General features: G+C 64.4%; 18 protein-coding genes and 2 tRNA genes. 5 read left to right on the top strand and 15 right to left on the bottom strand.

Translation table 11 applies throughout. From position 1 onward, the window contains the following. Together plsY and ybaK are read right to left on the bottom strand one after the other, a co-directional pair. Positions 1-720 (bottom strand): glycerol-3-phosphate 1-O-acyltransferase PlsY, encoded by a 720-nt coding sequence (gene plsY / locus DBR47_RS16175; protein WP_124451871.1) that lies wholly within the window; start codon positions 718-720, stop codon positions 1-3. Positions 721-726: 6 nt separating this feature from the next. Then, positions 727-1,221 carry a Cys-tRNA(Pro) deacylase gene (gene ybaK / locus DBR47_RS16170; protein WP_124451869.1) on the bottom strand — a complete coding sequence of 165 codons (495 nt, stop codon included), beginning with the start codon at positions 1,219-1,221 and terminating at the stop codon, positions 727-729. A gap of 57 nt (positions 1,222-1,278) precedes the next feature. Here ybaK and ydiK point away from each other — a divergent pair, with 57 nt between their 5' ends. After that, positions 1,279-2,367 carry an AI-2E family transporter YdiK gene (gene ydiK, locus DBR47_RS16165; protein ID WP_124451867.1) on the top strand — a complete coding sequence of 363 codons (1,089 nt, stop codon included), beginning with the start codon at positions 1,279-1,281 and terminating at the stop codon, positions 2,365-2,367. Positions 2,368-2,387: 20 nt separating this feature from the next. On the opposite strand, the gene pbpC is transcribed toward ydiK, so the two are convergent. Both pbpC and DBR47_RS16155 read right to left on the bottom strand, forming a co-directional pair. Next, positions 2,388-4,496, bottom strand: coding sequence for a penicillin-binding protein 1C (gene pbpC / locus DBR47_RS16160; protein ID WP_124451865.1), 2,109 nt, complete (start codon positions 4,494-4,496; stop codon positions 2,388-2,390). Then, complete coding sequence (locus DBR47_RS16155) at positions 4,493-10,444, bottom strand: alpha-2-macroglobulin (RefSeq protein WP_124451863.1); 5,952 nt, start codon at positions 10,442-10,444, stop codon at positions 4,493-4,495. The genes pbpC and DBR47_RS16155 overlap by 4 nt, the downstream gene beginning before the upstream one ends. 238 nt (positions 10,445-10,682) lie before the next feature. Between DBR47_RS16155 and DBR47_RS16150 the strand changes: the two genes are divergently transcribed. The 4 genes from DBR47_RS16150 to DBR47_RS16135 all read left to right on the top strand — a co-directional run bounded on the left by DBR47_RS16150 (position 10,683) and on the right by DBR47_RS16135 (position 15,085). Further along, positions 10,683-12,689, top strand: coding sequence for a diguanylate cyclase (locus DBR47_RS16150; protein WP_197047105.1), 2,007 nt, complete (start codon positions 10,683-10,685; stop codon positions 12,687-12,689). A 141-nt stretch (positions 12,690-12,830) separates the two neighbouring features. Continuing rightward, the gene (locus DBR47_RS16145; protein WP_124451859.1) at positions 12,831-13,232 is read left to right on the top strand and encodes a hypothetical protein; all 402 of its coding nucleotides are present in this window, start codon (positions 12,831-12,833) and stop codon (positions 13,230-13,232) included. Between the two features lie 37 nt (positions 13,233-13,269). After that, a complete protein-coding gene (locus DBR47_RS16140) occupies positions 13,270-13,938 on the top strand; it encodes an exopolysaccharide biosynthesis protein (protein ID WP_124451857.1) in 669 nt (222 codons plus the stop codon). Between the two features lie 49 nt (positions 13,939-13,987). Continuing rightward, positions 13,988-15,085, top strand: a complete 1,098-nt coding sequence (locus DBR47_RS16135) for a DMT family transporter (RefSeq protein ID WP_124451855.1) — start codon at positions 13,988-13,990, stop codon at positions 15,083-15,085. 76 nt (positions 15,086-15,161) lie between these two features. On the opposite strand, the gene DBR47_RS16130 is transcribed toward DBR47_RS16135, so the two are convergent. From DBR47_RS16130 to DBR47_RS25365, 11 genes are all read right to left on the bottom strand, one after another. Next, positions 15,162-15,238, bottom strand: a tRNA-Pro gene (locus DBR47_RS16130). A 273-nt stretch (positions 15,239-15,511) separates the two neighbouring features. Further along, positions 15,512-15,588: transfer RNA gene (locus tag DBR47_RS16125), tRNA-Pro, on the bottom strand. A gap of 44 nt (positions 15,589-15,632) precedes the next feature. Beyond that, positions 15,633-16,178, bottom strand: a complete 546-nt coding sequence (locus DBR47_RS16120) for a MerR family transcriptional regulator (protein ID WP_124451853.1) — start codon at positions 16,176-16,178, stop codon at positions 15,633-15,635. Positions 16,179-16,215: 37 nt separating this feature from the next. Continuing rightward, entirely contained in the window at positions 16,216-16,548 is a 333-nt protein-coding gene (locus DBR47_RS16115; RefSeq protein ID WP_231512345.1) for an integration host factor subunit alpha, read from the bottom strand. A 136-nt stretch (positions 16,549-16,684) separates the two neighbouring features. Further along, positions 16,685-19,099 carry a phenylalanine--tRNA ligase subunit beta gene (gene pheT, locus DBR47_RS16110; RefSeq protein ID WP_124451849.1) on the bottom strand — a complete coding sequence of 805 codons (2,415 nt, stop codon included), beginning with the start codon at positions 19,097-19,099 and terminating at the stop codon, positions 16,685-16,687. A gap of 42 nt (positions 19,100-19,141) precedes the next feature. Further along, entirely contained in the window at positions 19,142-20,179 is a 1,038-nt protein-coding gene (locus tag DBR47_RS16105) for a phenylalanine--tRNA ligase subunit alpha (RefSeq protein ID WP_124451847.1), read from the bottom strand. A 131-nt stretch (positions 20,180-20,310) separates the two neighbouring features. After that, positions 20,311-20,667 (bottom strand): 50S ribosomal protein L20, encoded by a 357-nt coding sequence (rplT, locus tag DBR47_RS16100; RefSeq protein WP_102766472.1) that lies wholly within the window; start codon positions 20,665-20,667, stop codon positions 20,311-20,313. A 25-nt stretch (positions 20,668-20,692) separates the two neighbouring features. Further along, complete coding sequence (gene rpmI, locus DBR47_RS16095) at positions 20,693-20,896, bottom strand: 50S ribosomal protein L35 (RefSeq protein WP_124451845.1); 204 nt, start codon at positions 20,894-20,896, stop codon at positions 20,693-20,695. A 149-nt stretch (positions 20,897-21,045) separates the two neighbouring features. Next, the gene (gene infC / locus DBR47_RS16090) at positions 21,046-21,591 is read right to left on the bottom strand and encodes a translation initiation factor IF-3 (RefSeq protein WP_082679750.1); all 546 of its coding nucleotides are present in this window, start codon (positions 21,589-21,591) and stop codon (positions 21,046-21,048) included. 92 nt (positions 21,592-21,683) lie between these two features. Beyond that, the gene (gene thrS / locus DBR47_RS16085; protein ID WP_124451843.1) at positions 21,684-23,591 is read right to left on the bottom strand and encodes a threonine--tRNA ligase; all 1,908 of its coding nucleotides are present in this window, start codon (positions 23,589-23,591) and stop codon (positions 21,684-21,686) included. A 274-nt stretch (positions 23,592-23,865) separates the two neighbouring features. Further along, entirely contained in the window at positions 23,866-24,207 is a 342-nt protein-coding gene (locus tag DBR47_RS25365) for a glycine zipper 2TM domain-containing protein (RefSeq protein ID WP_124451841.1), read from the bottom strand. Positions 24,208-24,292: the final 85 nt, after the last annotated feature.

Here is a 24,292-nt window from a genome sequence, read left to right as displayed (position 1 = left end):
TCAGGAACCTTTTTTCTTGGAAGGATGGTGGTGCGAATGGCCGTGCGGCTTGGGGCCCTGGCCATGCGGATGTTTCTTGCTGCTGCCGGCCGGGGCCGCAGCGGCGGCGGCTTTTTGGCCGATCTTGCTCTCGGTGCCGTTCAGCAGCTTCTTGATATTGGCCTCATGGCGCCACACCAGCAGCAAGGCCATCAGCACCAGCACGCCGACGATGGGGCCGGTGCCCCAGATCAGCATCTCGTAAAACGGCGCGAAGCCGGCGGCGGTCAGCGCGGCCAGCGAGGAATAGCGCGAGAAGTAGGCAATGATCAGCCAGGTGGCCAGCGTGGCCAGGCCCAGCAAGGGGTTGAGCGCCAGGATCACGCCCGCTGCCGTGGCCACGCCCTTGCCGCCCTCGAAGCGGAAGAACACCGGCCACAGATGGCCCAAGAAGGCGCCCAGGCCGACCAGGGCGGCCGTGCCTTCGCCCAGGCCGAAGCGGGCGCCAAACAGCGTCACCAAGAGCACCGGCACATAGCCCTTGAGCGCATCAAAGACCAGGGTCAGGATGGCCGCGGCCTTGTTGCCCGAGCGCAGCACATTGGTGGCGCCGGGGTTGCCCGAGCCATAGCTGCGCGGGTCGGACAAGCCCATGGCTCGGCTGATGATGACGGCAAAGGAGAGTGAGCCGATGAGGTAGCCGCCCAGAGCGGCCAAGAGAGGGAATAAGGTGTCTTGCATGGGGCGCTATTCTGCACTGGCGCAATGCACGGGCCGGGCCGCCAGCAGCTCGGTCAGCAATTTGGGCTCAATGCCGACCAGAAAACCACGCCGCCCGCCATTGATGCAGATGCGCGGCAGTTCAAGAATCGAGGCCTCCACGAACACCGGCATGGTCTTGCGCGTGCCAAAGGGCGAGGTGCCGCCGACCATATAGCCGCTGTGGCGCTGCGCCACCTCAGGTTTGCAGGGCTCCACCTTTTTGCAGGGGATCTGCCGCGCCAACTCCTTCAGGCTGACCTGGCGGTCGCCATGCATCAACACGATCAGGGGCTGGGCTTTTTCATCCTGCATGACCAGGGTTTTGACCACCTCGTGCTCGGGCACACCCAGCTGGCGCGAGGACTCGGCCGTGCCCCCATGCTCCACATAGTCATACACATGCTCGCTGAAGGCGATTTTGTGCTGCCGCAGAAACTGGGTGGCCGGGGTCTCGCTGACGTGAACGGTTTTCTTGCTCATGGCGAATATTTTCTCAGACTGAGGTCAGAATCCAGGCCAAACATCTCTGTCAAAACTATGCGCGTCCAAACCTCCAAACCCGAACTGACCCGCACCCTGCTGGCCGTCCTCAGCGTGGCCTTGCTGCTCTTCATGTCCTTGTGGGTGATGCGACCCTTTTTGGGGCCCTTGATCTGGGCCACCATGGTCGTCGTCTCCACCTGGCCCATGATGCGCGCCATCCAGGCGCGGCTGTGGGGCCGACGCGGCTTGGCCACCTCGGTGATGGTGCTGGTCTTGCTGCTGCTCTTGTTCGTGCCACTCAGCGTGGCCCTGAGTACGGTGGTCACCCATGCGGACAGCCTCGTCACCCTGTTCAACTCGCTGAGCGACGCCAAGGTGCCCGAGCCTCCGCAATGGCTGCTCAGCTTGCCTTTGGTGGGCGAGAGCCTGGGCGCTCTGTGGCACCGGGTGGCGGTGGACGGCTTTGGCCCCATCGTGAGCATGATCAAGCCTTATTTCGGCAGCTCGCTGAAATGGGTGGCCTCGCAGGCCGGCAATCTGGGCCTGATCGGCATGCAGTTCATGATGACGGTGGCCATCGCCGCCATTCTTTATCTCTACGGTGAGAACGCGGCCCGTGGTGTGCGCGGCTTTGCCCTGCGCCTGGCGGGCACGCAAGGCGACCAAGTCATCACCCTGGCGGGCCAAGCCATTCGCGGTGTGGCGCTGGGCCTCGTGGTGACGGCGATTGTGCAATCCGCCCTGGGCGGCCTGGGCCTGCTGCTGGTGGGCGTGCCCTTTGCAGGTTTGCTGACGGCCGTGATGTTCATGGCCTGCCTGGCGCAGATCGGTGTCGTGCTGGTGCTGGGCCCGGCCGTGGCCTGGTTGTACTGGTCGGGCGAGCCGACCTGGGGCACGGTGCTCTTGGTCATCACCGTCTTGATCACCTTGCTGGACAACGTCTTGCGGCCCTGGTTGATCAAGAAAGGTGCCGACCTGCCCTTGCTCTTGATTTTTGCCGGCGTCATCGGCGGCCTGCTGGCCTTCGGGCTGGTGGGGCTCTTCATCGGGCCGGTGGTGCTGGCTGTGACCTATACCTTGACGCTGGCTTGGATTGGGGATCGGATGCCCGAAGAGTCCGAAGCCGAAGCCAAGCAATCTTGACCCGGCCTTGAGCCTCCCTCCTACTTGACCGTCGCCCCGCGCACCTCAAAGCCCACCTGCTGCAAGACCTGACCCCGGCCGTCGAGCAGACGCAGGCGGTGCTTGCCGGGCCAGGGGGACCAGAACACCTGGGTGCCGCGGCCCAGTATCTTGCCGTTGAGCTCCCAGCGACCGGCCTGGCCGCTGAAGCGCAGACGCTGGGCCTGGGGCGGGATGTCGGGGTCCAGGGCGAAGATGCTGCCGTCGCGTGGGCTGCTGATGCCTTGCTGGGTCTGGCCCTGCATCTGGGCCGTGGCCCGCATCTGCGCCTGCTCGGTGCCGGCCATGAACCATTCCTCGCGTGCCGCCTCGCGCTGGGCCTCAAAACTCACCATTTGGCGCACGACACCGGCCGGCGGCTTGGGTGCGAGCGAAGGGCGGCCCTCGTGCAGATAGCGCATCAGCGTGGCCCACACCGGCGCTGCGCCGCTGATGCCGCTGACCCCATGCATGGGCTCGCCGCTGGCATTGCCCACCCACACGCCCACCGTGTAGCGCGAGCTATAGCCCAGGCACCAGTTGTCACGCATGTCTTTGCTGGTGCCAGTCTTGACGGCCGCATAACTGCGCGTGGCCAGGGGGCTATCCAGGCCAAAGGTGATGGCGCGGGCATTGTTGTCGGCCAGCATATCGCTGACGATAAAGCTCGCGCCCGGGTCCAGCACTTGCCGAGCCGCCGTGGCCTTTGGCATCTCTGCCTCGCTGTACAAACCACCACGCGCCAAGCTTCGATAGGCATTGGTCAGCGCCAGCAAGCTCACATCCGGGCTGCCCAGGGCCAGGGAGAGGCCGTAGAAGCCGGCGCTCTCCCGCAAATCCAGGCCCAGGGCCTGCAGGCGGGCAAAGACCGGGTCCACGCCCAGCATGGCGGCGAGCTTGACGGCCGGCACATTGAGGCTATTGCCCAGGGCGGCGCGGGCCGAGACATAACCCTTGAATTCCTTGTCGTAGTTCTGCGGCAGGTACAGGCCGGCGGGCGTGGCGATCTGGGCCGGTGAGTCGTCCAGCAGGCTGGCCGGGGTGATGATTCGCTTCTCCAGCGCCAGCTCGTAGATAAAGGGCTTGAGGGTGGAGCCCGGCTGGCGCCGCGCCAGCACGCCATCCACCTGGGCCGCGTTGGAAAAAGCCTCGCCGCTGCTGCCCACCCAGGCCAGCACCGCACCCGTCGCGTTGTCCAGCACTAGCACCGCCCCGTCTTCCACATTGCGGCCCGAAAGCTCGGCCAGTTGCTGCTTCAGGCTCTGCAAGGCCAGGCGCTGCAGGCCGGCGTCCAGCGTGCTGCCTTGGCGCGGCGGGCCCTCGGCACTCAAGACACGGCGGGCATAGTGGGGCGCCAGCTGCGGGCCCAGGGTGGGGCTGGCGCGGCGGGCCAGCAAGGCTTCGATCTGGCCGCGCAGGGGCGCGCAATTCCAGCTTGAACCTCCCTGCCCCATCTCAGGCATTTGCAAGAGTGCACAAGCCCGCTGTGCCAGCAAGGCCGGGCTGGCATTGGGCGCGCGCACCATGGCCGCGACCAGGGCCGCCTCTTGCGCCGTCAGCCCGGCCGGGCTTTTGGCGAACAGGGTTTGCGCCAGGGCGTTGACGCCCACCACTTCGCCGCGCAGGGGCACGCTATTGAGATAGGCCTCCAGAATCTGCGCCTTGCTCCAGCGCTGCTCCAGGCGAGTGGCCAAGACGGCCTGGCCGATTTTTTGCGTCAGGCTGCGGCCACCGGCCGGGCGGGCCAGGCCTTCATCGATCAAGCCGGCCAGCTGCATGGTGAGGGTGGAGGCGCCGCGTGTGCGGCTATTCCACAGATTGGCCCAGGCCGAGCGCGCCACCGCACTCCAGTCCACCCCGCTGTGCTCGTAAAAGCGCCGGTCCTCACCCAAGAGCAAGGCCTGCAACAGCGCGGGCGACATCTGATCCAGGGCCAGCCAATCCAAGCTGCGGCCTTGCATGTCCAGACGCAGGGTCTGCAAGGCCTCGCCACGCCTATCCAGCAAGGTGAAGTCCGAAACCCGGTGGGCTGACTTCACCTCCTGAAAGCTGGGCTGGGCCACGGCACTCACACTGCAAACCAGCAGGGCCGCAGCAAACTTCCAACTCAAGGCTGCACCTCCATCAGCTGCTGGGGCAAGACGCCAAAGCTGTCCGGCGCATACATGGCCTCGGCCCGGGTGCCGGGCAGCTGGAAGCGGCCCGCATTGTTGAGGCGAATCGTGTACTCGATCTGATGCTTGCCGCGCGGCAGATACTCGAAATAGCCGCGCCAGGCTTCGAAGGCACGCTCCTCATAACTGGGCCAGATGGTGCTCTTGCTGGACTCGCCCTCGGCCGCCAAAGAGCTCTGCCCGCCCAAGCCCGAGCCCAGCACGGCGGCGCCCGTGGGCAAAGGGTCGGACAAAACCACCCAGGTCATATCGCTGGCGGCTTCCAGCTCCAGGCGCACCTTGATCACATCGCCACGGCTCCATTTGCCGGCTTGCTTTTGCTCCACCGCCTGCAGGGTGCGGGTGATGCGATAGCCCGAGTACAGCGGCGACTTCAGCGGCACGGCGGCCAGGGACTGCAGCGTCACCCAGGGCTTGCCCGCGCCTTCCTGGCTCAGCTCGAGTTTGCCGTTGGCAGCCGCAGGCCAGGGCAGCAAGAACTGGCCCCCGGCCGGTTTGGCAGCCCAATCAAATTTCTGCGTCTGGCTCCCGAGGCTGGCAGCGGTCTGACCGGCAACGGCCGTCTTCTCAAAGCGGGCGCTGAACTTGTCCAAGGCCAGCACACCCCAGAGATTGGCCGTGGTGGTGGACCAAGCGCCTTGGCGCTGACGAGCCAGCGTGCCCATCAGCAAGCGGGGCAGCTCCTGCGCCCAGGTGGGCTCATCGACCAGGGCCAAGATCAGGCGCGCGGCATTGGCATCGGCGCTGTCCATCAACCACCACCAGGCATCGCCCTCCTCATTGCTGAACTTGAGCGTGGTACCGGCGTAAGTGAGGCGGCTGCGCAGCAGGTTCTGGGCCTCGGCCAAGCGCTTGTCGCGCTCAGGGGCGGTCTTGAGACGCTGGTGGATTTGCAGCCAGTCCAATACCGCGGCCGTGGGCCAGGTGGGCAAAGACTTGGCATCCACCGTGCTCAGCAAGGCGGGCGAGGCCCGGCCGTAGCGCGACAAGGCCTCCAGCGCGTTCAGACGGCGCACCTCGCCGTCCAGTTGACCCGGCTTGGGCGTCCAGAAGGAGCGAACCAAGCGCCCTTCCACATAGGCTTGCAAGCCGTCCAGCATGCGCTGGCGCGAGGCCGCCGGGATCTCCCGGCCGGCTTCTTGCGAGGCCGCCAGCAGATAGGCGGTCAGGCGCTCGCTGCCGGTGGCGCCGGAGTCGGCACGCGGCGGGAAGTAATGCGCCAAGCCCTCGGCATCCAAATAACCCGGCAGCTTGGCCATCACCGCCTGCCACTGGGCCTCGTCGTGCAGGCCCAGGGCCTTGGACGTTTGCTGCTCCAGGCAGCTGTAGGGATAGGTCTCAAAGAAGCGGCGCGGGCCGGGCAGCTCGCCGCCCAGGCGGGGCAGCAGGCTGATGTTGACGCCGCCTTGCTTGGGGCCACTGAGTGGCAAGGCATCGGCAGGCGGGGCCACGGCAATGCTCAGCTTGCCGTCCAGCTGGCTCAGCGAGGCCTGCAGAACCTGCAAGGGCACGGCAGACACGATGCGCTGGCTGAGCTTGACACGGTCTTGGGCATTGCCGCCCCCTTGCTCTTGAGCGGCCAGCTCCCAGTCAATGCGCTGAGCACCCTCGGGCACCGTCACCTGCCATTGCAGCTCCTGGGCCGCCCCGGCAGCAAGGTTCAGGTCTTGCGGGGCCAGCTTCAAAGGCTCAGTCGCTCCTGGCACCTGGCCTTGCAGCGTGGCGCGCAGCTTCATGGCTCGGGTGGTGCTATTGCGCACGGTGAGCATGGCCTGGAAGCGGTCGCCCTCGCGCGCCAGGGGCGGCAGGCCGGACAGGACTTGCAAGTCCTGCGTGACCCGCACCGTCGTCTGGCCAGTGCCGAACTTTTGCGCCCCGGCATCCGCCACGGCCACCAGGCGGAAGCTGGTCAGCGAATCATTCAGCGGCACCTCCACCAAGGCCTCGCCATTCGCGTCCAGCTTGACCACGGCCTGCCAGAGCAGCAAGGTGTCAAACAACTCGCGGGTGGCCGCATGGCCCCCGCCGCCGCCTGCGGCCACGGCCTTGCGGCCATAGTGGCGGCGGCCAATGATTTCGCTCTGCGCCGAGGCGGTTTCCACGCCCCAGCTGCGCTGCTGGATCAGGGCAGCGAGCAGGTCCCAGGAGTTGTTGGGGCCCAGCAGCAGCAGGCCTTCGTCCACCGCTGCGAAGGCCACTTCCGCATCCTTCAGCGGCTGGCCGTTCTGCAAGACCTTGATGCGGGTCTGCACTTTTTGGCGGATGCTGTACTGAGGCTTGTCGGTGCTCACCATCACCTGCAGCTGATGTTCGGCCAGGCCCACCTGCAAATTGGCCACGCCCAGCTTGAAAGAAGGCTTGGCCAGATCGACCAAGGCCGTGGGCGGCGGCGTGTTGCGGGACTCGCGCCAAGCCTGCCACCAGTTGATGGGGGCCTTCCAGCCCCAGCTGAAGAAGCTGTACCAAGGCACCTCATGGATGCGGCCGCGCAGGGCCAGCACGCTGACGTAAACGTTAGGCGCCCAGGCCTTGTCGATTTTCAGCTCTATCGTCGGGTCATCGCCGCGCAGGGTGACAAGGCGCGTCTCGATCACGCCCTCGCGCTCGATGGCGACCAGGGCCGTGGCCTCGCGATAAGGCATGCGCACCTGCAAGCGCGCCGTCTCGCCCGGCTCGTAGTGCTTTTTCTCGGGCAGGACGTCGATGCGATCGTCGTTGTCCTGCGCGAACCAGAGTTCACCCTGGCGGGTCAGCCAGGCGGTGGTAGCGGCTTGCACGGAGCGGCCATCGGCGTCCTTGGCTTGGACGATCAACTCCACCTCGCCCGAAGCATCCAGCTCGGACTCGCAGCTCAGCAGGCCATGCTCATCACTGCTGCCGCTGCACAGGGCGCCCAGGTCCTTGCGCTCCACATGGTTGTCGTAGGCGTAGAAGCCACCGACCATGCGCTTGCGGCTGCTGATGGTCTGGTTCAGGCGGGCGCGCACCTCCAGGCGCTGGCCGGCCAGCGGCTTGCCGGCCGTGTCCAAGGCCAGGGCGCTGAACTTGATCTTGCCGCGATTGCTGCCCCAGCTGCCCGCCTTCAGACCCAAGACCAGCTTGGCGGGCCAGAGATTGAAGCTCTGCGAGGCGGTCTTGGTCTCGCCATTCGGGTCGGCAAAAGTGATCTGCGCCTGCAGCTCGCTAGGCTGGCTGATCTTGGGTAGGTTTTTCAGCAAGAGTTCGGCGGCGCCATTGCGATCGGTCAACGTGGCCAGCTTGTCGGCCACGAGCTTGCTATCGCGCGGGCGGCTGGCCTCGGACTCATCCTCCTCCATCGCCTCGTTGGCCGGGCGGCTGACCGTGCCATCGTCGCTGGCTGGGGGCGAGAAATTGAACTCTTCATAACCCGCAAACTGCACATATCGCGGCCGCAGCACGGCCGAGAGCTTGAGCGGTGCCGCCGCCACCCCGCCACCCGACAAGTAGTTGAGCTGAGCGTTGATGCGCAGCTCGCTGGGCGCGATGGGCAAGGCCTTGGGGCCGCTCAGGCGGGCATCGATCAGGGGCAGGCGGAACTCCTCGACCCGGAAGCTGCCGCTATGCCAGGCCTGCCGGCCGCGCTTGGAGGAGGCGGCGGCGCCGCGCTCCAGCGTGATGCTGTAAGTGCCCAGCTTGGCATTGGCCGGGATCTGCCACTGCGTCACGCTGCTGCGCGGGCTGGGCCAGCTCAGGGGCAAGACGATTTGCTGGCCGCTGCCGTCATGCGTGAGCGTGACTTGATCGGGCAGTTGGGCGGCGCCGGCCAGGGCCAGGCCCTGGCTGTTTTCCAGGCGGAAGAAGTGCTTCATCGAGACGGTTTCACCGGCTCGCAAAAGGCTGCGGTCCAGCACCGTGTGGGCCCGCACATCGGGCTCGCGCTGGTTGGACGTTGACTGATTGAAGCGCCAGGATTCAATGCCCTTGTTCCAGTTGCTGAACACAAAAGCCATATCGGTCTGGCCTTGCGCATCGGCCTTGCGGGCCGTCACGAAAAGGCCGTACTCGGCCTCGCAACGCTCATTGCCATGGCGACGGCGTTCAAGGCCTTCGTTGATACGGGCCAGGCCCTGGGCGTCGGTGCGCCCGGCCCACAGGCGCTTGCCATGGCAGTCGTTCACCGCCACGTCTGCATCGGCCACCGGCTTGCCCTTGTCCAGGCTGGTGACCCAGACCAGGCTGTTCTCGCGGCCCAGCTTGAAATGCACGCCCAGATTGGTCACCAGCACTCCCGTGCGAACATACATGGGCGCGGCCTTGTCCAGCAAGGCCTGGCCCAGGCGGCGCGAGCTCAGTTCCACCACGTGGTAGCCGGGCTGGGCCAGGGGCAGGCCTATGACCTCGAAGGGGCGGGCGTCACCTTCTTTGCCACCCACCGGGGCCGGCAAGGCCAAGGTTTCGGTGCCCGCCTCGCGCTGCAGCAAAGAGGCCTCGCGGGTGCGCACATAGCGCGGCACCTTGCGCTCCACCGGATTGCCGCGGCCGTCCTGGCCGGGCACGATTTCGTCCCACTCCGAGGCCGGCAGGCCCAGCTCACGGGCCGTCAGCTGGTTCTCGTGATAGCGCTTGAGCTTGGCATACCAGGCCAACACCTCGGCATCGCTTTGCACCCGCTTGATGCGGATCTCGCCGGGCGAGGCCTTGTTCGGCCCCGCCGCCCAGTCGCTCTGCACATGGCGCATGGTGATGGGCAAGACGGCCGGGCCCTTGGCCTCGCGCTCCAGAATGCCGAAGGGCGCGGCCGCGAATTTGGCCAGCGGCGGTGCGATGCCGGTCTGCACCTTCAGGGCCGGGAAGCTGTCGGCATTGCTTAGGAGCCGGCCGCTGCGGTCTTTGAGCCCTTTGGGCAAGACGATGCTGAACTCGGCGTTCTCGGCAAACGGGCCTTGAAAACTGACCTCGCTGAGCTCGCTTTCCTTATTGTCTTTGTCCAGGCTGGGCGCAATGGGCGAGCCACTCTTGGGCTGCAGCTTGATTTGCTGGGCCAGCTCGCGCGGCACCGCTTCGCTGAAGACCACGCGCAAAGGCCGGATCGGTAAGCAAGGCGCATTCGCCCGCTCGCGCTCGCAGCTGAACTCGGCGGTGAAGGGGCGGCGCACCTGGAACTCAAAGCGCTGCACGCCAGCCTCCGCCTTGTTGGCACTCTTGCCTTCTTGTTCGGCGTGCCGCCATTTGATTTGCACATGGGCGTCCGGTGGCAGGGGGCGCTGGCAGCTGAGCAGGACGGCGCGGGCGGCTTGCGGCCCGGCAATTCCTTCGGACTTCAACACCGCCTCCAGGACCTTGCCCGTCACCCGCTTGACCGGCTGCCGCTCGCCCAGGCCCTCGACCTCGCACCAGGCCCGCTGAGCCAGATCCGCATCACTGACCACGCCGTTGAACTGCAGCAAGAAGTGCTGGTCCTCCTCAATCTGGCTGCCCTCCCAGGGGTGGGCGCGCACGACCAGGGCTGGGCCGGTACTCAGAGAAAACTCACGCGCGCCGCTGAGCGTCACCCCGGCCAGGGGCTTGAAGCCCTCGCTGAGCTTGAACGAGCAGCGGCTCATCGCGGCCAAGGGCTCGCGCAGATCAAACAGCCATTCGCGTTCGCTGGCCCAGCGTCCATCGCCTGCCACCGGCTTGGCTTGACCCGCGCAGCGCAGCTCACCGGGCGCGGGCAGGCGCGGGTCACCGGCCGGCACCACCGCTTCGGAGAAGACCAGGCGCAGCTGACGCAACTCACTGACCTGGCCGGAGGGCGTCATCGCAAGCGTCGCGGCCGCAGCCTCTTGCGCGGGCCAAACACAGGCCGCCACTCCCAGCAGCGCCGCCGCCCAGGCCGAGCCGGTTTTGGCTCGCTGCAGAAACTTCTTCAGACGCTGGCTCATCGGCCCTCCCACGCGGTAGATTTGGGCGAAAGTCTAGGGCCTTTCCGTGGCAAATCCGGGGCAAGCCCGGCAGGCCATGAAGCGTAAAAAATCCTAATCCGGCGCCAAGACGGCGCTTGTGGCCGCTTGGCCTAAACTTTGTTCTCGCTGCATGCGCCGAACACGCCCGCCAGCAGCGCCTCGCCCACCGCTCTCAGCCCGCAAGCACACCCCGCCATGCCCCTGCCCCACGCCTCCCATGACTGAGCGACTGCCCCTGTTGCAGCGCTTGGTTCGCGGCTTCGAGACCCTCAAGTTCCAGGTCGGCTTGGCCGGCCTCTTGCTGCTCTTGATCGGCATGGGCTCCTCGGTGATGGTCTTGACTCACAAGGCGCAATCCGCCACCTTGTCCGAGCGCCAGCATGCCGAGGTCAACGAGGCCGTGCGCACCGCCTCCTTGCTGGCCCACCGGGTGGTGCAACACCAGCGCGCGCTAGCGGCGCTGACCAAGGATATCAAGCCCTCGGCCCTGCGCCCCGAGACCTTGGGCGAGTTCCTGCAGCGCCATATGCGTCTGCAAATCAATTTCAGCAGCCTCTTTATGGTGGATGCGGAGGGCCGCATGCTGGGCACAGTGGACAAGACCGGCTTCCGCCAGCCCGAGATCAATGTGCAGGACCGTGACTACTTCGCCAAGGCCCAGCGCCTGGGTCAGCCCCAGGTGTCGGCGCCGCTGATCAGCCGGGTCAGCATGGAGCCTGTTGTCGTGTTGGCCCAGCCCCTGATGGAGCAGGGCCGGGTCTGGGCTGTGATGGGTGCCGTGCTGCGCTTGCAAAGCCAGAACCTGCTGGAAGGCGTGGCCGAAAGCGTGGGCGGCGAGGACGGGGTCTTGGTGGTGGTGACTGACGCCAAGGGCTTGATCCTGGCCCATCCCAACAGCCGGCTGGTGGGCAGCTCCATCCGCCTGGAACCGCGTTTGCTGGCCGGCTTTGAGGCCTGGCAACAAGCCGGCCAGCCGCTGGAACCGGCCGGTCTGCATCTGGGCGACGCCAAAGAGCTGCTGGGCGTGGCCGGGGTGCCGGGGCTGGACTGGATGGTCTGGCGCGCCCGCGAGACCCGCGCCGTGCTGGCACCGCTGGCCGCGGCACAGCGCCAAGCGGTGATCTGGACCCTGTCCATCGCCGGCGTGCTAGCCACGGCCTTGACGGCCTTGATCTGGTGGCTTTTGCAGCCCTTGAGCCAGCTGCGTCAACGCGCCAGCCGTTTGTTCGACGGTGCCAGCGATGTGGATCAAGACTGGCCCCAAAGCCGCGGCGAGGTGGCCCAGCTGCAGCGAGTCTTGCAGCGGGTGGCGCGCGAGCGGGCCAATTTCGAGGCCAGCAATGCCGTCACCTTGGGTCGTCTGCAGTCGGTGATGGAAGCAGCACCGCTGGGCATTGCCTTCAGCCGACGGCGGCGTTTCGAGCTCGTCAGCACGGCGTTTTGTAAGCTCTTTGGCCACACGGCCGACCAGTTGATGGGCCAGCCCACGCGGCTGATCTACGCGCTGGAAGGCGATTTTGACGCACTCAGCCCCCAGGTGCGCGAGGCCTTCGAGGCCGGCCGCCACTACCAGGGCGACTGGCAAATGCTGCGCGCCGATGGCAGCACCTTCTGGGGCCGCCTGTCCGGCCAGCCGGTGGACCCGCTGGACCATGAGGCCGGCGCCATCTGGACGGTCAGCGATATTTCCGAGGAGGTCAGCTCGCGCCTGGCGCTGGAATGGTCGGCCAAGCACGACAACCTGACCGGCCTGGCCAATCGGCGCGAGTTCATGCACCGCCTGGACACCGTCTACGCCATGCGCTCGCGCGCCAAGCCGGCTGCCTTGATCGCCTTTGACCTGGACCGATTCAAGGAGATCAACGACAGCCTGGGCCATGCCGCGGGTGACGCCATGCTCAAGGCAGTGGCCGATACCGCGGCGGCCGCGATTCGCGCCGGCGATTTGCTGGCACGCCTGGGCGGTGACGAGTTCGCCGTGTTGCTGGAACGCTGCCATGCCGAGGGGGCTGAGCGTGTGGCCCACGATTTGCTCGAAGCCATCCAGGCCCTGAGCGTGGATTGGCAGGGTCAGCGCCTGAGTGTTGGCGCCAGCGTGGGGGTGGCCGCGCTGAGCGAAGACATGGGCAGCGCGGCGGAGTGGCTGGCACGCGCCGATCTGGCCAGCTATGCCGCCAAGAAAGCCGGCCGCGGCACGGTGCGCAGCAGCCAAAAGCCGGCCTGAAGCGCCGGGAAGCTTCCGAAAAACATCAGTGACTCTCAGCGACTGTCTGGTTTTTCATGTGGAGTTATCAAGCTATGGTTGAGCCCTTCTTACTTCAAGCACGGGCTCCCGCGGCATTCCACCGTGAAGACCACACCTCTGATGAAAATTGCAGTCTGGATTGTTTTCGCCCTTTTGAGCGCCCTGTGGACCGGCGGCGCCTTGCTGGTGATCGCCCTGAGCGAATGGGCCGCCCAATTGCTGGGCAGCGGCGATGCGGTGGCGGCGGGAACGGCAGCCGCCCAATGGCCGGTGCCGACCTGGGTCAGCCTGTGGCTGGACCCGGCGTCGATCAAGCTGGCGCAGGAAGCCGTGCTCTGGGCCATCACGGCCAGCCGTGATGTCTTGCCCATGCTGGGCTCGGCCATGGGCTGGCTGGAACCCCTGATCTGGCTGCTCTGGCTGCTGGGCATGGTCATCATGCTGGTCTTGGCCATCGCCGGCCACCTGCTGCTGGGCCGCATTCCGCGCCTGGAAACACTCAAGCAACGCGCGGGCTTCTGAAGCCAGAGTCATCGCACTGATTGAGTCGGGCACAGCCATGTCCAAGCTACTTGCCGAAGTCTTCCACCGCGCCGCCCAGGCTCATTCAGAGGCCCATTCCGAGACGGGCGCAGCGCCTGATTCCTTCCAAGAACTCAGCTTGCCGGACTTGCTGCGCCTGCACGGCGAGGCCTCGGCCGCCGTCTTGCTGCTGCTGATGGCCGTGCTCAGCGTCATGCCCATGGCGGGTGTGGGCACCTTGCTGAGCTTGGTGATCTTTGTGATCGCTTGGCGCTGGAGCAGCCAGCTGGACGGCAGCATCGTGCCGGAGCGCTTGGGACGCGTGCGCCTCAATGCCTTGTGGTCGCGCCGCTGCCTGCGTTTTCTGGCCTGGATGTACGGTCTCTCGGATCGCCTGATGAAGGCCCGCTGGACCTGGACCAGCCACAGCCGCACCCACACCGGCTGGCGAGTCTGGATCGCCTTGATGGGCGTGCTGATTCTGCTGCCCCTGCCGCTGGGCAATGTGCTGCCCAGCCTGAGCCTGGTGCTGCTGAGTCTGGGCTGGATGTTCCGCGACGGCCTGGCCTTGCTGGCCTCGGCCCTGGTGGGTTCGGGCGCCGTGGCCTTCGCCCTGATGATGGGCCATGTGCTGCTGGACGCAGGCCAGCGCGCGCTGGCCTGGATCTCCGCCTGGACGGGCCTGGATCTCGCGACGCTGCTCTGAAGGCCGCTCCGCCCGCTGGATGAAACAGGCCTGATCTACAGTCAGGCCCATGCACTCTCACACCCCCACGCCCGGCTCGCGCTGGCCCGCCTTGCGCGGCGGCCTGAACGCCTTGCTGGCCGCCCTGCTTTTCGGCGCCAGCACGCCTTTGTTGCAGCAATTGGGCACGGGCCTGGGCAGCTTCAGCACCGCCGCCCTGCTCTACGCCGGCGCCGCCTTGGTGGGCGGCTTGCTGCGCCAACCCCTGGAGCGCGAGGCTGCCCTGCGTCGCGGCGATATCCCACGCCTCTTGCTGATGGCTTTCTTCGGAGCCTTGCTAGGCCCCGTCGCCCTGGCCTGGGGCCTGCAGCACACCAGCGGCAGCGCCGCCGCCCTGATGCTGACCCTGGAAGCCGTCTTCACCGCCCTGCTGGCCCGCGCGCTCTATCGCGAGCAATTGGATCGCCGGGTGGCCGCTGCCCTGCTGCTGCTGACCTTGGGCGGCGTGGCCTTGATCTGGGACCGGGCGCAGACGCAGGCAGCCAACCACTTGCAGAGCCAATTGCAGGGTCTGCTGGGCCTGCTGGCGGTGCTGGCAGCCACCGCTGCTTGGGGCTTGGACAATACCTTGTCGCGCGCTCTGGCCAACCGCGATCCTGGCCAGGTCGTGCTCTACAAAAGCGCCTTAGGCGCCAATGCCTCGGCCGTGCTGGCCTGGTGTTTGAGTGAACCTCTGCCCGGTCTTTGGCCGGCCTTGGGCCTCTTGGCCGTGGGCGCCACCGGCTATGGACTGAGCCTGCGCTGCTATCTGCTGGCGCAACGCGCTTTCGGCGCGGCCCGCACCGCCTCGGTCTTTGCCTTTGCGCCCTTCTTTGGCGCAGGCCTAGCCTACGCCTTGGGCGAGCGCGACGGTGGCCTCTGGCTGCTGCTGGGGGGCCTGCTAATGATTCTGGGCCTCTTGCTGCATCTGGCGGAGTCCCATGCGCACGAGCACAGCCACGAGGCCGTGGAGCACGAGCATGCCCACCGCCATGACGATGGCCATCACGACCACGACCACCAGCGCTCGCCCATGCCCCAAGGTCTGCACAGCCACAGGCATAGGCACAGCCCCATCACCCATGCCCACGCGCATGTGCCCGATGAGCATCACAGCCATAGCCATTGAGGCTTCAAACAGTTGCGGACAAAGAAAAACGCGCTAGCCGCCTGAGCTGCTAACGCGTTGTTCATTTCTTTATCAATGGTCGGAACGGCGGGATTCGAACTCGCGACCCCTTGCACCCCATGCAAGTGCGCTACCAGGCTGCGCTACGCTCCGATTGGGTTTCATTGCTGAAAACCGATGCTTAATATTATGCCTTAATTTTTAAACCTGCCAGCCGCAAACGAGGCAAGAAGAGAGCAAGTCTTTGCACAAATGTTTGATTTGGCAAACAAGTGACGAGGAGATTTCTGCTCACTCTTTGCGCTCGCGAACTCGGCTCGATCAAGCCGCCAACGGCAGCTTCAATCCAGGCCCAATTTCAAAGCCTGAAAGGAAAAACGAGCCGCTTGCTTGCGCAGGCGGCTCGTTTATTTCTCTTCTTGTTTTTGGTCGGAACGGTGGGATTCGAACTCACGACCCCTTGCACCCCATGCAAGTGCGCTACCAGGCTGCGCTACGCCCCGACTGAGCTTCGCAGTATAGCCCATTTTTCTAGGCTCTGCGAGATTCAGATAAAAAGAGTAGAACGAATGGCGAAAAGCTCTTCGCGCACCTGACTCAAAGACCAGGGCTCCAAGGACTCGCCCTGGTTGGCCAAGACCTCGGTCACGGCGATCTGGCTGCGCGCCTCGCTGGCATGGGCGGCGGCAGATGCGCTCGCACTGGCAGCAGAAGACTTGGTGGCCACAATGCCGCTCAGTTCGGGCGACAAACCGGCACCCTCATCTCCCGAGTCCATATCCGACTCGTCCGAATCAAGCATGGAAGCAGCCAGCTTGGACTCGGCGTTGCGAGAGCTGCCCACATCGATGAGTTGGTTGCGAGCGCCACTGATGGTGAAGCCCTGCTCATACAGCAGGCCGCGAATGCGGCGGATCAGCAGCACTTCATGGTGCTGGTAGTAGCGTCGATTGCCGCGCCGCTTCATGGGCTTGAGTTGACTGAACTCTTGCTCCCAATAGCGCAGCACATAGGGCTTCACGCCGCACAGATCGCTCACCTCACCGATGGTGAAGTAGCGTTTGGCGGGGATGGCGGGAAGCGCATTGTCCATGCGTGATTGGCTGCTTGAAGTACGGGGAATTCAGACTCTACTCGATGTCATCTTCGTCGCAAACATCGCCTTGCACCAGGCTCTTGAGTTTGTGACTGGCGTGAAATGTCACCACGTCCCTGGCCTTGATAGGGATTGACTCGCCGGTGCGCGGGTTGCGACCTGGGCGAGGAGCTTTGCGGCGGATATTGAAGTTACCGAAGCCGGAGAGTTTGACATCATCACCCTCGACCAGCTTGCCATGGATGATGTCGAAAAAGGCCTCGACCATGTCCTTGGACTCACGCTTGTTCAGGCCCAGCTTGTCGAACAGGAGTTCGGACAACTCGGCCTTGGTCAGCGTGGGCGTCTCCAAGCTGGGCAAGAGCACCCGCGCCGCTGGCTTGGATGCAGCAGGCGTCGCAAGATCCGCGCCCTCGCCTTCCGGCTTGTCGCTTGGCTCGCTCTTCTTGTTCAGATCGCTCGTCATGATGTGCCCAGGGCCTCCGCTATGGTCTCAGTCCACCTCAGGCCCGCAGGCGCGCACCGAGGCGCTGACCCAGGGCCTCGATCACGGCGGCCACGGTCTGCTCGATGCGCTCTTCGGTCAAGGTGACTTCGTCGTCCAGCAACTCCAAGCGCACGGCCATGCTGCGCTCGCCGTCCTTCAGGTCGCTGCTGGCCTGCGTAGGCTTGAACACATCGAAGAGCTTGGCGGAGCGGATCAAACCGCTGTGAGCCGACTGAATGGTCTGCATCAAGGCCTCGTGCGTGACACCCTCGCCCACGATGACGGCGAGATCGCGCAAAACGGCCTGTTGACGCGGGATGGCTTGGGCTGCCGGCAGCTGGCGCGCCAGCACGGCAGGCAGGTCCAGCTCGAAGACGATGGGCGCGGTGGGCAGCTCATAGCCCTGGCGCCACTTGGGATGCAGCTCGCCGATCACGCCGATGTCCTGGCCGTCCAGCTCGATGCGCGCACTGCGGCCCGGGTGCAGAGCGGGATGCTCGGCCGCGACAAAGCGCAGCTGACGCGGCGCAAACAAAGCCTCCAGATCGCCCTTCACATCGAAGAAGTCAACCTGGCGCTCGCGCTGACTCCACTGCTGCTGCTCGGCCGGACCAAACGCCAGGCCAGCCACGCGCATGGGCTGATGAATGCCGGCAATGGTGGCATCGCTTTCCACCACCGAAGCGTCGCGCAGGAAGACACGACCGATCTCGAACAGGCGCACCCGCGGCGCGCGGCGCGTCAGGTTGTAGCGCAAGGTGTTGATCAGGCTGCCGATCAGGCTGGTCCGCATCACAGCCAGGGGCGCGGCGATGGGGTTGAGCAACTGGATAGGATTGCTATTGCCAGCTAACTCTTGTTCCCAGCGCGCTTCGACGAAGCTGAAATTGATGGTCTCGAAGTAGTCACGGCCGGCTAGCGCATGACGCAGGGCATGGATGGCGCGGCGCGACTCCGAAGCCACCTTGGCCACCACAGGTGCCAGCGGCGGCGTGGCAGGCAGCTGAGGGAAGCCCAAGACGCGGATCACTTCTTCGATCAGGTCCTCTTCGATCTGCAGATCGAAGCGGAAACTGGGCGGGGTCACCGTCAAGACGCCGGGGGCCTCGGTGAAGGCGAGGCCCAGGCGGGTGAACACGCGGGCGCAGTCTTCCTGCGAGATCGGCATGCCGATGACCTTGGACGCGCGTGCGACCCGCAGGGCCACGGGCTTGCGCTCGGGCAGCGCGGCAACAGTGTCGTCCATGGGGCCGGCTTGGCCACCGCAGATGTCCAGAATCAGCTGGGTGATGCGCTCGATATGCGCCACCGTCAGCGCCGGGTCGACACCGCGCTCGAAACGGTGCCCCGCGTCGGTGGAGAAGTTGAAGCGGCGCGAACGGCCCATCACCGCTTTGGGCCACCAGAACGCGGCCTCGACGTAGACATTCTTGGTGTCGTCGGACACGGCCGTGGCGTCGCCGCCCATGATGCCGGCCAGGGACTCGGGTGCCTGAGAGTCGGCCACTACACCGACCGTCTCGTCCAGCTCCACCGTGTTGCCGTTCAGCAGCTTGAGCGTCTCGCCGGGCTTGGCCCAGCGGATCACCAGCTCCTCGTGGATTTTGTCCAGATCGAAGATATGCGAAGGACGGCCCAGCTCGAACATCACGTAGTTGGAGATGTCCACCAGGGGCGAGACCGAACGCTGGCCGCAACGGGCCAAGCGATCGACCATCCAGGCGGGCGTCTTCACCTGCGTATTGACGCCGCGCACGATGCGACCGGAGAAGCGACCGCACAGATCGGCAGCCTCGATGCGCACCGGCAGCTTGTCCTGGTGACTCACGGCCACGGGCGCAAAGTCAGGCGTTTGCAGGGGCGCGCCGGTCAAGGCCGAGACCTCGCGGGCAATGCCGTAGACGCTCAGCGCATGCGCGAGATTGGGCGTCAGCTTGAGGGTGAACAAGGTGTCGTCGAGCTGCAAATGCTCGCGGATGTTCTGGCCAACGGGAGCGTCCGCCGCCAGTTCCAGCAGGCCGCCATGCTCTTCGCTCAGCTTGAGTTCACGGGCAGAGCACAACATGCCAAAGCTCTCAACGCCGCGCAGCTTGCCCACGCCGATCTTGAAGGCCTTGCCATCTTCGCCAGGGGGCAGTTCGGCACCCACGGTGGCCAAGGGCACCTTGATGCCAGCACGCGCATTGGGCGCGCCGCAGACGATTTGCAGCGGTTCCGCAGCACCGGCATTGACCTGGCAGATGCGCAGCTTGTCGGCGTTAGGGTGCTGCTCGGCCGACAGGATTTCAGCCACGACGATGCCATGGAAAGGCGGCGCCACCGGGCGCAGCTCTTCCACTTCGAGGCCCGACATGGTCAGCAGATCGGCCAGCTCTTGGGTGTTCAGCGCGGGGTTGCAAAAGGCCCGCAGCCAGGATTCAGGAAATTGCATGATGTGTTCTCTTGAGTTCTCAGACTTTGATTTGCTTGTCGTTCACTTGAACTGCGACAAGAAGCGCAAATCACCGTCAAAGAACTGACGCAGATCGCTCACGCCGTAGCGCAGCATGGCCAGACGGTCGATGCCGGAGCCGAAGGCAAAACCGATATAACGCTCGGGGTCCAGACCCATATTGCGAATCACCTGGGGATGAACCTGGCCGGAGCCGGACACTTCCAACCAGCGACCTTTCAGCGGGCCGGTGGCGAACATCATGTCGATCTCGGCGCTGGGCTCGGTGAAGGGGAAGTAGCTGGGGCGGAAGCGCAACTCCAGCTCATCCGACTCAAAGAACTGCTGCAGGAAGTTGCCGTACACCGACTTCAAATCCTTGAAGCTGATGTTCTCGCCCACCCACAGGCCTTCGACCTGGTGGAACATGGGCGAGTGGGTGGCATCGCTGTCCACACGGTAGGTGCGGCCAGGGGCGATGACGCGAATCTCCGGCATGGGCTGGCCGGCGTCAATCAGCGCCTTGTGGCGCTTCACATGCTGAACCGCATAGCGGATTTGCATGGGGCTGGTGTGGGTGCGCAAGACATGCCCCCCTTCCACGTAGAAGGTGTCGTGCATGGAGCGTGCCGGGTGATCGGCCGGTGTGTTCAGCGCGGTGAAATTGAACCAGTCGTTCTCGATCTCCGGGCCGTCGGCCACATCGAATCCCATGGAGCCAAAGATGGCCTCGATGCGCTCCATCGCGCGGGTGATGGGATGCAAGCCGCCGGTGCCGCGCTGGCGGCCGGGCAGCGTCACATCCAGGGCCTCGGCCTTGAGCTGCAAAGCCAGCTCCGCATCGGCCAGGGCTTGGCGGCGGGCCGTCAGGGCGGCCTCGATGCCAGTCTTCAAGACATTGATCTCGGCGCCGCGCGCCTTCTTCTCATCCACGGGCAGGGCGGCCAGGCCCTTGAGCAGCTCGGTCACACGACCGGCTTTGCCCAGAAAACGCGCCTTGGCGTTTTCAAGATCGGCGGGCGTGGCGGCGGCCGCGAATTCGCTCTGGGCCGTCTGCAGCAGTTGTTCGAGATCAGTCATCTTGAAGCCAAAAATTCTTCGTTCGGGCGGAAATAAAAAAAGGCCGAGCATGCAGCGTCGGCCTTGAGGGTGCTCACCTCAGGCCACAAGAGCCTGAGGCTGCGAAGAACCGCCAAGAGCGGTTCCTCACATTAAGCCAGAGCGGCCTTGACCTTGGCGAAGATGCTGGCAAAACCAGCAGGATCGTTAACAGCCAGATCAGCCAGGACCTTGCGGTCGATGTCGATCTGAGCCTTCTTCAGGCCAGCCACAAACTTGCTGTATGTCAGGCCCAGACCGCGGCTTGCTGCGTTGATACGAGCAATCCACAGGGCACGGAACACACGCTTCTTGGCGCGACGGTCACGGTAGGCGTATTGGCCTGCCTTCATCACCGCCTGTTTGGCGATGCGGAAGACATTCTTACGACGACCACGGAAGCCCTTGGCCAGAGCCAGGACCTTCTTGTGACGGGCACGAGCGGTAACACCACGTTTAACGCGAGGCATATTAAATCTCCTTTAGTTAAGTGGTTTACAGGCCAGCACCGGGCAACATCTGAGCGATGTGACCCATGTTGGTTTCGTGCACGGCAGCCGAACCGCGCAGATGGCGCTTGTTCTTGGTCGACTTCTTGGTCAGGATGTGGCGCTTGAACGCCTGACCGCGCTTGACGGTACCACCCGGACGAACGCGGAAACGCTTCTTCGCGCTGCTCTTGGTCTTCATTTTGGGCATGTGAGTGCTCCTTTTAAGATGTCCCAGGGGCGGTTGAGGGCCTCTCAACACTTGCCAGCCTCTGGAGACTAATAAGCCCGCCGATGACCAAATCAGCGGGCCAAATTTTTTGAGCCTTTGAGATTTCCCTCTGGGGGCTCAGCCCGCGATCAACGCTTTTTAGGAGCGAGGACCATGATCATCTGACGGCCTTCCAGGCGCGGCATATTCTCCACCACGGCCACATCCGCCAACTCATCACGGATACGCTCCAGCAGACGCATACCGATGTCTTGGTGGGTGATTTCGCGGCCGCGGTAACGCAGGGTCACCTTGCCTTTATCACCATCCTCGGCGATGAAGCGGCGCAGATTGCGCATCTTGATCTGGTAGTCGCCTTCGTCCGTACCCGGGCGGAACTTGACTTCCTTGATTTCAATGACCTTCTGCTTGGACTTGGCCTCGGCAGCGCGCTTTTGTTCGATGTACTTGAACTTGCCGTAGTCCATCAGGCGGCACACCGGAGGTGTGGCGGTGGCGGAGATTTCGACAACGTCCACGTCCAGCTCGCCCGCCATGCGCAGCGCTTCCTGGATGCTCACAATTCCGAGCGGCTCATTCTCAGGGCCGTTCAGACGAACCTCGGGAGCCATGATTTCACGGTTCAGCCGATGCTTGCGCTCAGGAACAGCACGACGGTCAGCAAAAGTAGCGATGGTGGATACCTTTCAACGAGCCCCGAGGCGCGGGGCCCAAACAAAACAAAAGCGCGCCTCGGGTGACAAGAACCCGGCCTTTATCAGGCCAATCAGGTCTTTTGAGCGACGTCGGCTGCGGCCTTCACGAGGAAGTCTGCCAGAGCCATCACACCCAAATCTTGGTTGCCACGGGCGCGCACCGCAACGGTTCCATTTGCCTTTTCCTTGTCGCCTACGACCAGGATGAACGGAACCTTTTGCAAAGAATGCTCGCGGATTTTATACGTGATCTTCTCGTTGCGCAAATCGGCCTGGACTCTAAGCCCTTGTTTCTCCAGCGATTTCACGATTTCAGCGACGTAATCCGCCTGCGCATCCGTGATATTGGCCACCACAACCTGGGTCGGCGCCAGCCAGGCCGGCAGAGCGCCCGCATGCTGCTCAATCAAAATTCCGATGAAACGCTCCAGGCTGCCCACGATGGCGCGGTGCAGCATCACCGGTGTTTTGCGCTGGCCGTCTTCGTCGACGAACTCCGCGCCCAGGCGACCGGGCATGGAGAAGTCCACCTGCATGGTGCCGCACTGCCACTGGCGGCCCAGGGCGTCTTTCAGCGTGTACTCGATCTTGGGGCCATAGAAGGCGCCGTCACCCGGGGCGATGACGAATTCCACGCCCGAGGCACGCAGCGATTCCATAAGCGCGAACTCGGCCTTGTCCCAGACTTCGTCCGAGCCGATGCGAGCCTCGGGTCGCGTGGCCACCTTGTAGATGATGTCGGTGAAGCCGAAGTCCTTGTAGACCTTCTGCAGCAGAGCCGTGTAGTTGACGCACTCGGGCAGGATCTGATCTTCCGTGCAGAAGATGTGGCCGTCGTCTTGCGTGAAACCACGCACACGCATGATGCCGTGCAGGCCGCCTGTGGGCTCGTTGCGATGGCATTGACCAAACTCACCGAAGCGCAGAGGCAGATCGCGATAGCTCTTGATGCCATGCTTGAAGATCAGGATGTGACCGGGGCAGTTCATCGGCTTGAGCGCGTAGTCGCGCTTTTCCGACTCTGTCGTGAACATCGCGTCCTTGTACTTGTCCCAGTGGCCCGAGGCCTCCCACAGCGACTTGTCCAGCAGCTGCGGGCCCTTGACTTCCTGATAGCCGTTGTCGCGGTAGACGCGGCGCATGTACTGCTCCACCTCTTGCCAGACCGTCCAGCCCTTGGGGTGCCAGAACACCACGCCCGGTGCGTGCTCGTCGATATGGAACAGGTCCAGCTCACGACCCAGCTTGCGGTGGTCGCGCTTTTCCGCCTCTTCCAGCATCAGCAAATACTTTTGCAAGTCGTCCTTGCTGGCCCAAGCCGTGCCGTAGATGCGCTGAAGCATCTCGTTGCGATGGTCACCGCGCCAGTAAGCGCCGGCCACCTTCATCAGCTTGAAATGCTTGAGCTTGCCCGTAGAGGGCACGTGAGGGCCACGACACAAATCGGTGAACTTGCCTTCGGCGTAGAGCGAGACATCCTGATCGGCCGGAATGCTCTCGATGATCTCGGCCTTGTAGGCCTCGCCAAGCCCCTTGAAATAGCTGACAGCTTCGTCGCGCGGCAGCACCGAGCGAGTGATTTTTTCGTCCTTCTTGGCCAGCTCGCTCATCTTGGATTCGATAGCGGCCAGGTCTTCCGGCGTGAAGGGACGCTTGTAGGCGAAGTCGTAATAGAAGCCGTGCTCGATCACCGGGCCGATGGTGACTTGGGCCTCGGGGAACAATTCCTTGACGGCATAAGCCAGCAAGTGGGCGGTGGAGTGGCGGATCACCTCCAGGCCGTCGGCATCCTTGTCCGTGATGATGGCCAGCTGGGCATCGGCGGCGATCAGATGGCTGGTGTCCACCATTTGGCCGTCGACACGCCCCGCCAGCGCGGCCTTGGCCAAACCGGCACCGATAGAGGCAGCCACCTCGGCCACCGTGACGGCTTGCGGGAACTCGCGCTTGGAGCCGTCAGGCAATTGAATCGAGATCATTCTTCAATACTCCGAAATTCTGTGGGACTGCCCGGGCGCTATTGGCCTCAATGCAAACCCAGAAATGAAAAAGCGCGGCCACTGTGCCGCGCTTTTTGCTGGGGGCTGCCTGAGAAAAGACAGCTGAGAAAGACGTGACAAGCCGCGGCCGACTAAACCTGTGTAGAGGTGGTCGTAGTTCGCGGTGTCATAACCATGATGCCTTTCTCGCCCTTGTTCGTTGATCGTGCCTCGATTGTAGCCATTGAAATTCGGCAGGCGTTGTGACAAATCCTCAGCGCCGGCCCGATCGTTCAATCTCATTGCCGACGATGGCGCCGCCCACCACGCCGATGGCCGTGCCCACGCCGGGCTCCACCGCATGGCCGATCACGCCACCCACGACGCCACCGACCACGGCGCCGCCACCCGAGGTGGGGCCGTAACCATAGCGGCCACCCTGCCCATGGCCATAGCCACGGCCGTCGTAGTGATGACCACCACCGCCGCGCGGCGGGTAGCAGATGCAGGCGCTGAGGCTGCTGGCCGCCATCAGCACGACCAGCAGTCGAGCCCCGCGAGTGAGGATCTTGCGCGCCTGCGAAGGCGCCTCGGGTGAGTTGGTGAAAGACAACATGATGTGATGCCACTCCGTCAAAAGCTGAGTTCCGGCTGGAACCCTTGCTCAACGCGACGGCAGGCCCGCAGGTTGGCCGTGCCAG

It is taken from the genome of Paucibacter sp. KBW04 (genome assembly GCF_003852425.1).
GTDB lineage: Bacteria > Pseudomonadota > Gammaproteobacteria > Burkholderiales > Burkholderiaceae_C > Paucibacter_A.
This window is presented reverse-complemented; position numbering and strand designations above follow the sequence as displayed.

Coding starts and splice junctions, on each gene's coding strand:
- plsY (WP_124451871.1), bottom strand. CDS start 720: ATGCAAGACACCTTATTCCCTCTCTTGGCCGCTCTGGGCGGCTACCTC.
- ybaK (WP_124451869.1), bottom strand. CDS start 1,221: ATGAGCAAGAAAACCGTTCACGTCAGCGAGACCCCGGCCACCCAGTTT.
- ydiK (WP_124451867.1), top strand. CDS start 1,279: ATGCGCGTCCAAACCTCCAAACCCGAACTGACCCGCACCCTGCTGGCC.
- DBR47_RS16155 (WP_124451863.1), bottom strand. CDS start 10,444: ATGAGCCAGCGTCTGAAGAAGTTTCTGCAGCGAGCCAAAACCGGCTCG.
- DBR47_RS16150 (WP_197047105.1), top strand. CDS start 10,683: ATGACTGAGCGACTGCCCCTGTTGCAGCGCTTGGTTCGCGGCTTCGAG.
- DBR47_RS16145 (WP_124451859.1), top strand. CDS start 12,831: ATGAAAATTGCAGTCTGGATTGTTTTCGCCCTTTTGAGCGCCCTGTGG.
- DBR47_RS16140 (WP_124451857.1), top strand. CDS start 13,270: ATGTCCAAGCTACTTGCCGAAGTCTTCCACCGCGCCGCCCAGGCTCAT.
- DBR47_RS16135 (WP_124451855.1), top strand. CDS start 13,988: ATGCACTCTCACACCCCCACGCCCGGCTCGCGCTGGCCCGCCTTGCGC.
- DBR47_RS16120 (WP_124451853.1), bottom strand. CDS start 16,178: ATGGACAATGCGCTTCCCGCCATCCCCGCCAAACGCTACTTCACCATC.
- pheT (WP_124451849.1), bottom strand. CDS start 19,099: ATGCAATTTCCTGAATCCTGGCTGCGGGCCTTTTGCAACCCCGCGCTG.
- DBR47_RS16105 (WP_124451847.1), bottom strand. CDS start 20,179: ATGACTGATCTCGAACAACTGCTGCAGACGGCCCAGAGCGAATTCGCG.
- rplT (WP_102766472.1), bottom strand. CDS start 20,667: ATGCCTCGCGTTAAACGTGGTGTTACCGCTCGTGCCCGTCACAAGAAG.
- rpmI (WP_124451845.1), bottom strand. CDS start 20,896: ATGCCCAAAATGAAGACCAAGAGCAGCGCGAAGAAGCGTTTCCGCGTT.
- thrS (WP_124451843.1), bottom strand. CDS start 23,591: ATGATCTCGATTCAATTGCCTGACGGCTCCAAGCGCGAGTTCCCGCAA.
- DBR47_RS25365 (WP_124451841.1), bottom strand. CDS start 24,207: ATGTTGTCTTTCACCAACTCACCCGAGGCGCCTTCGCAGGCGCGCAAG.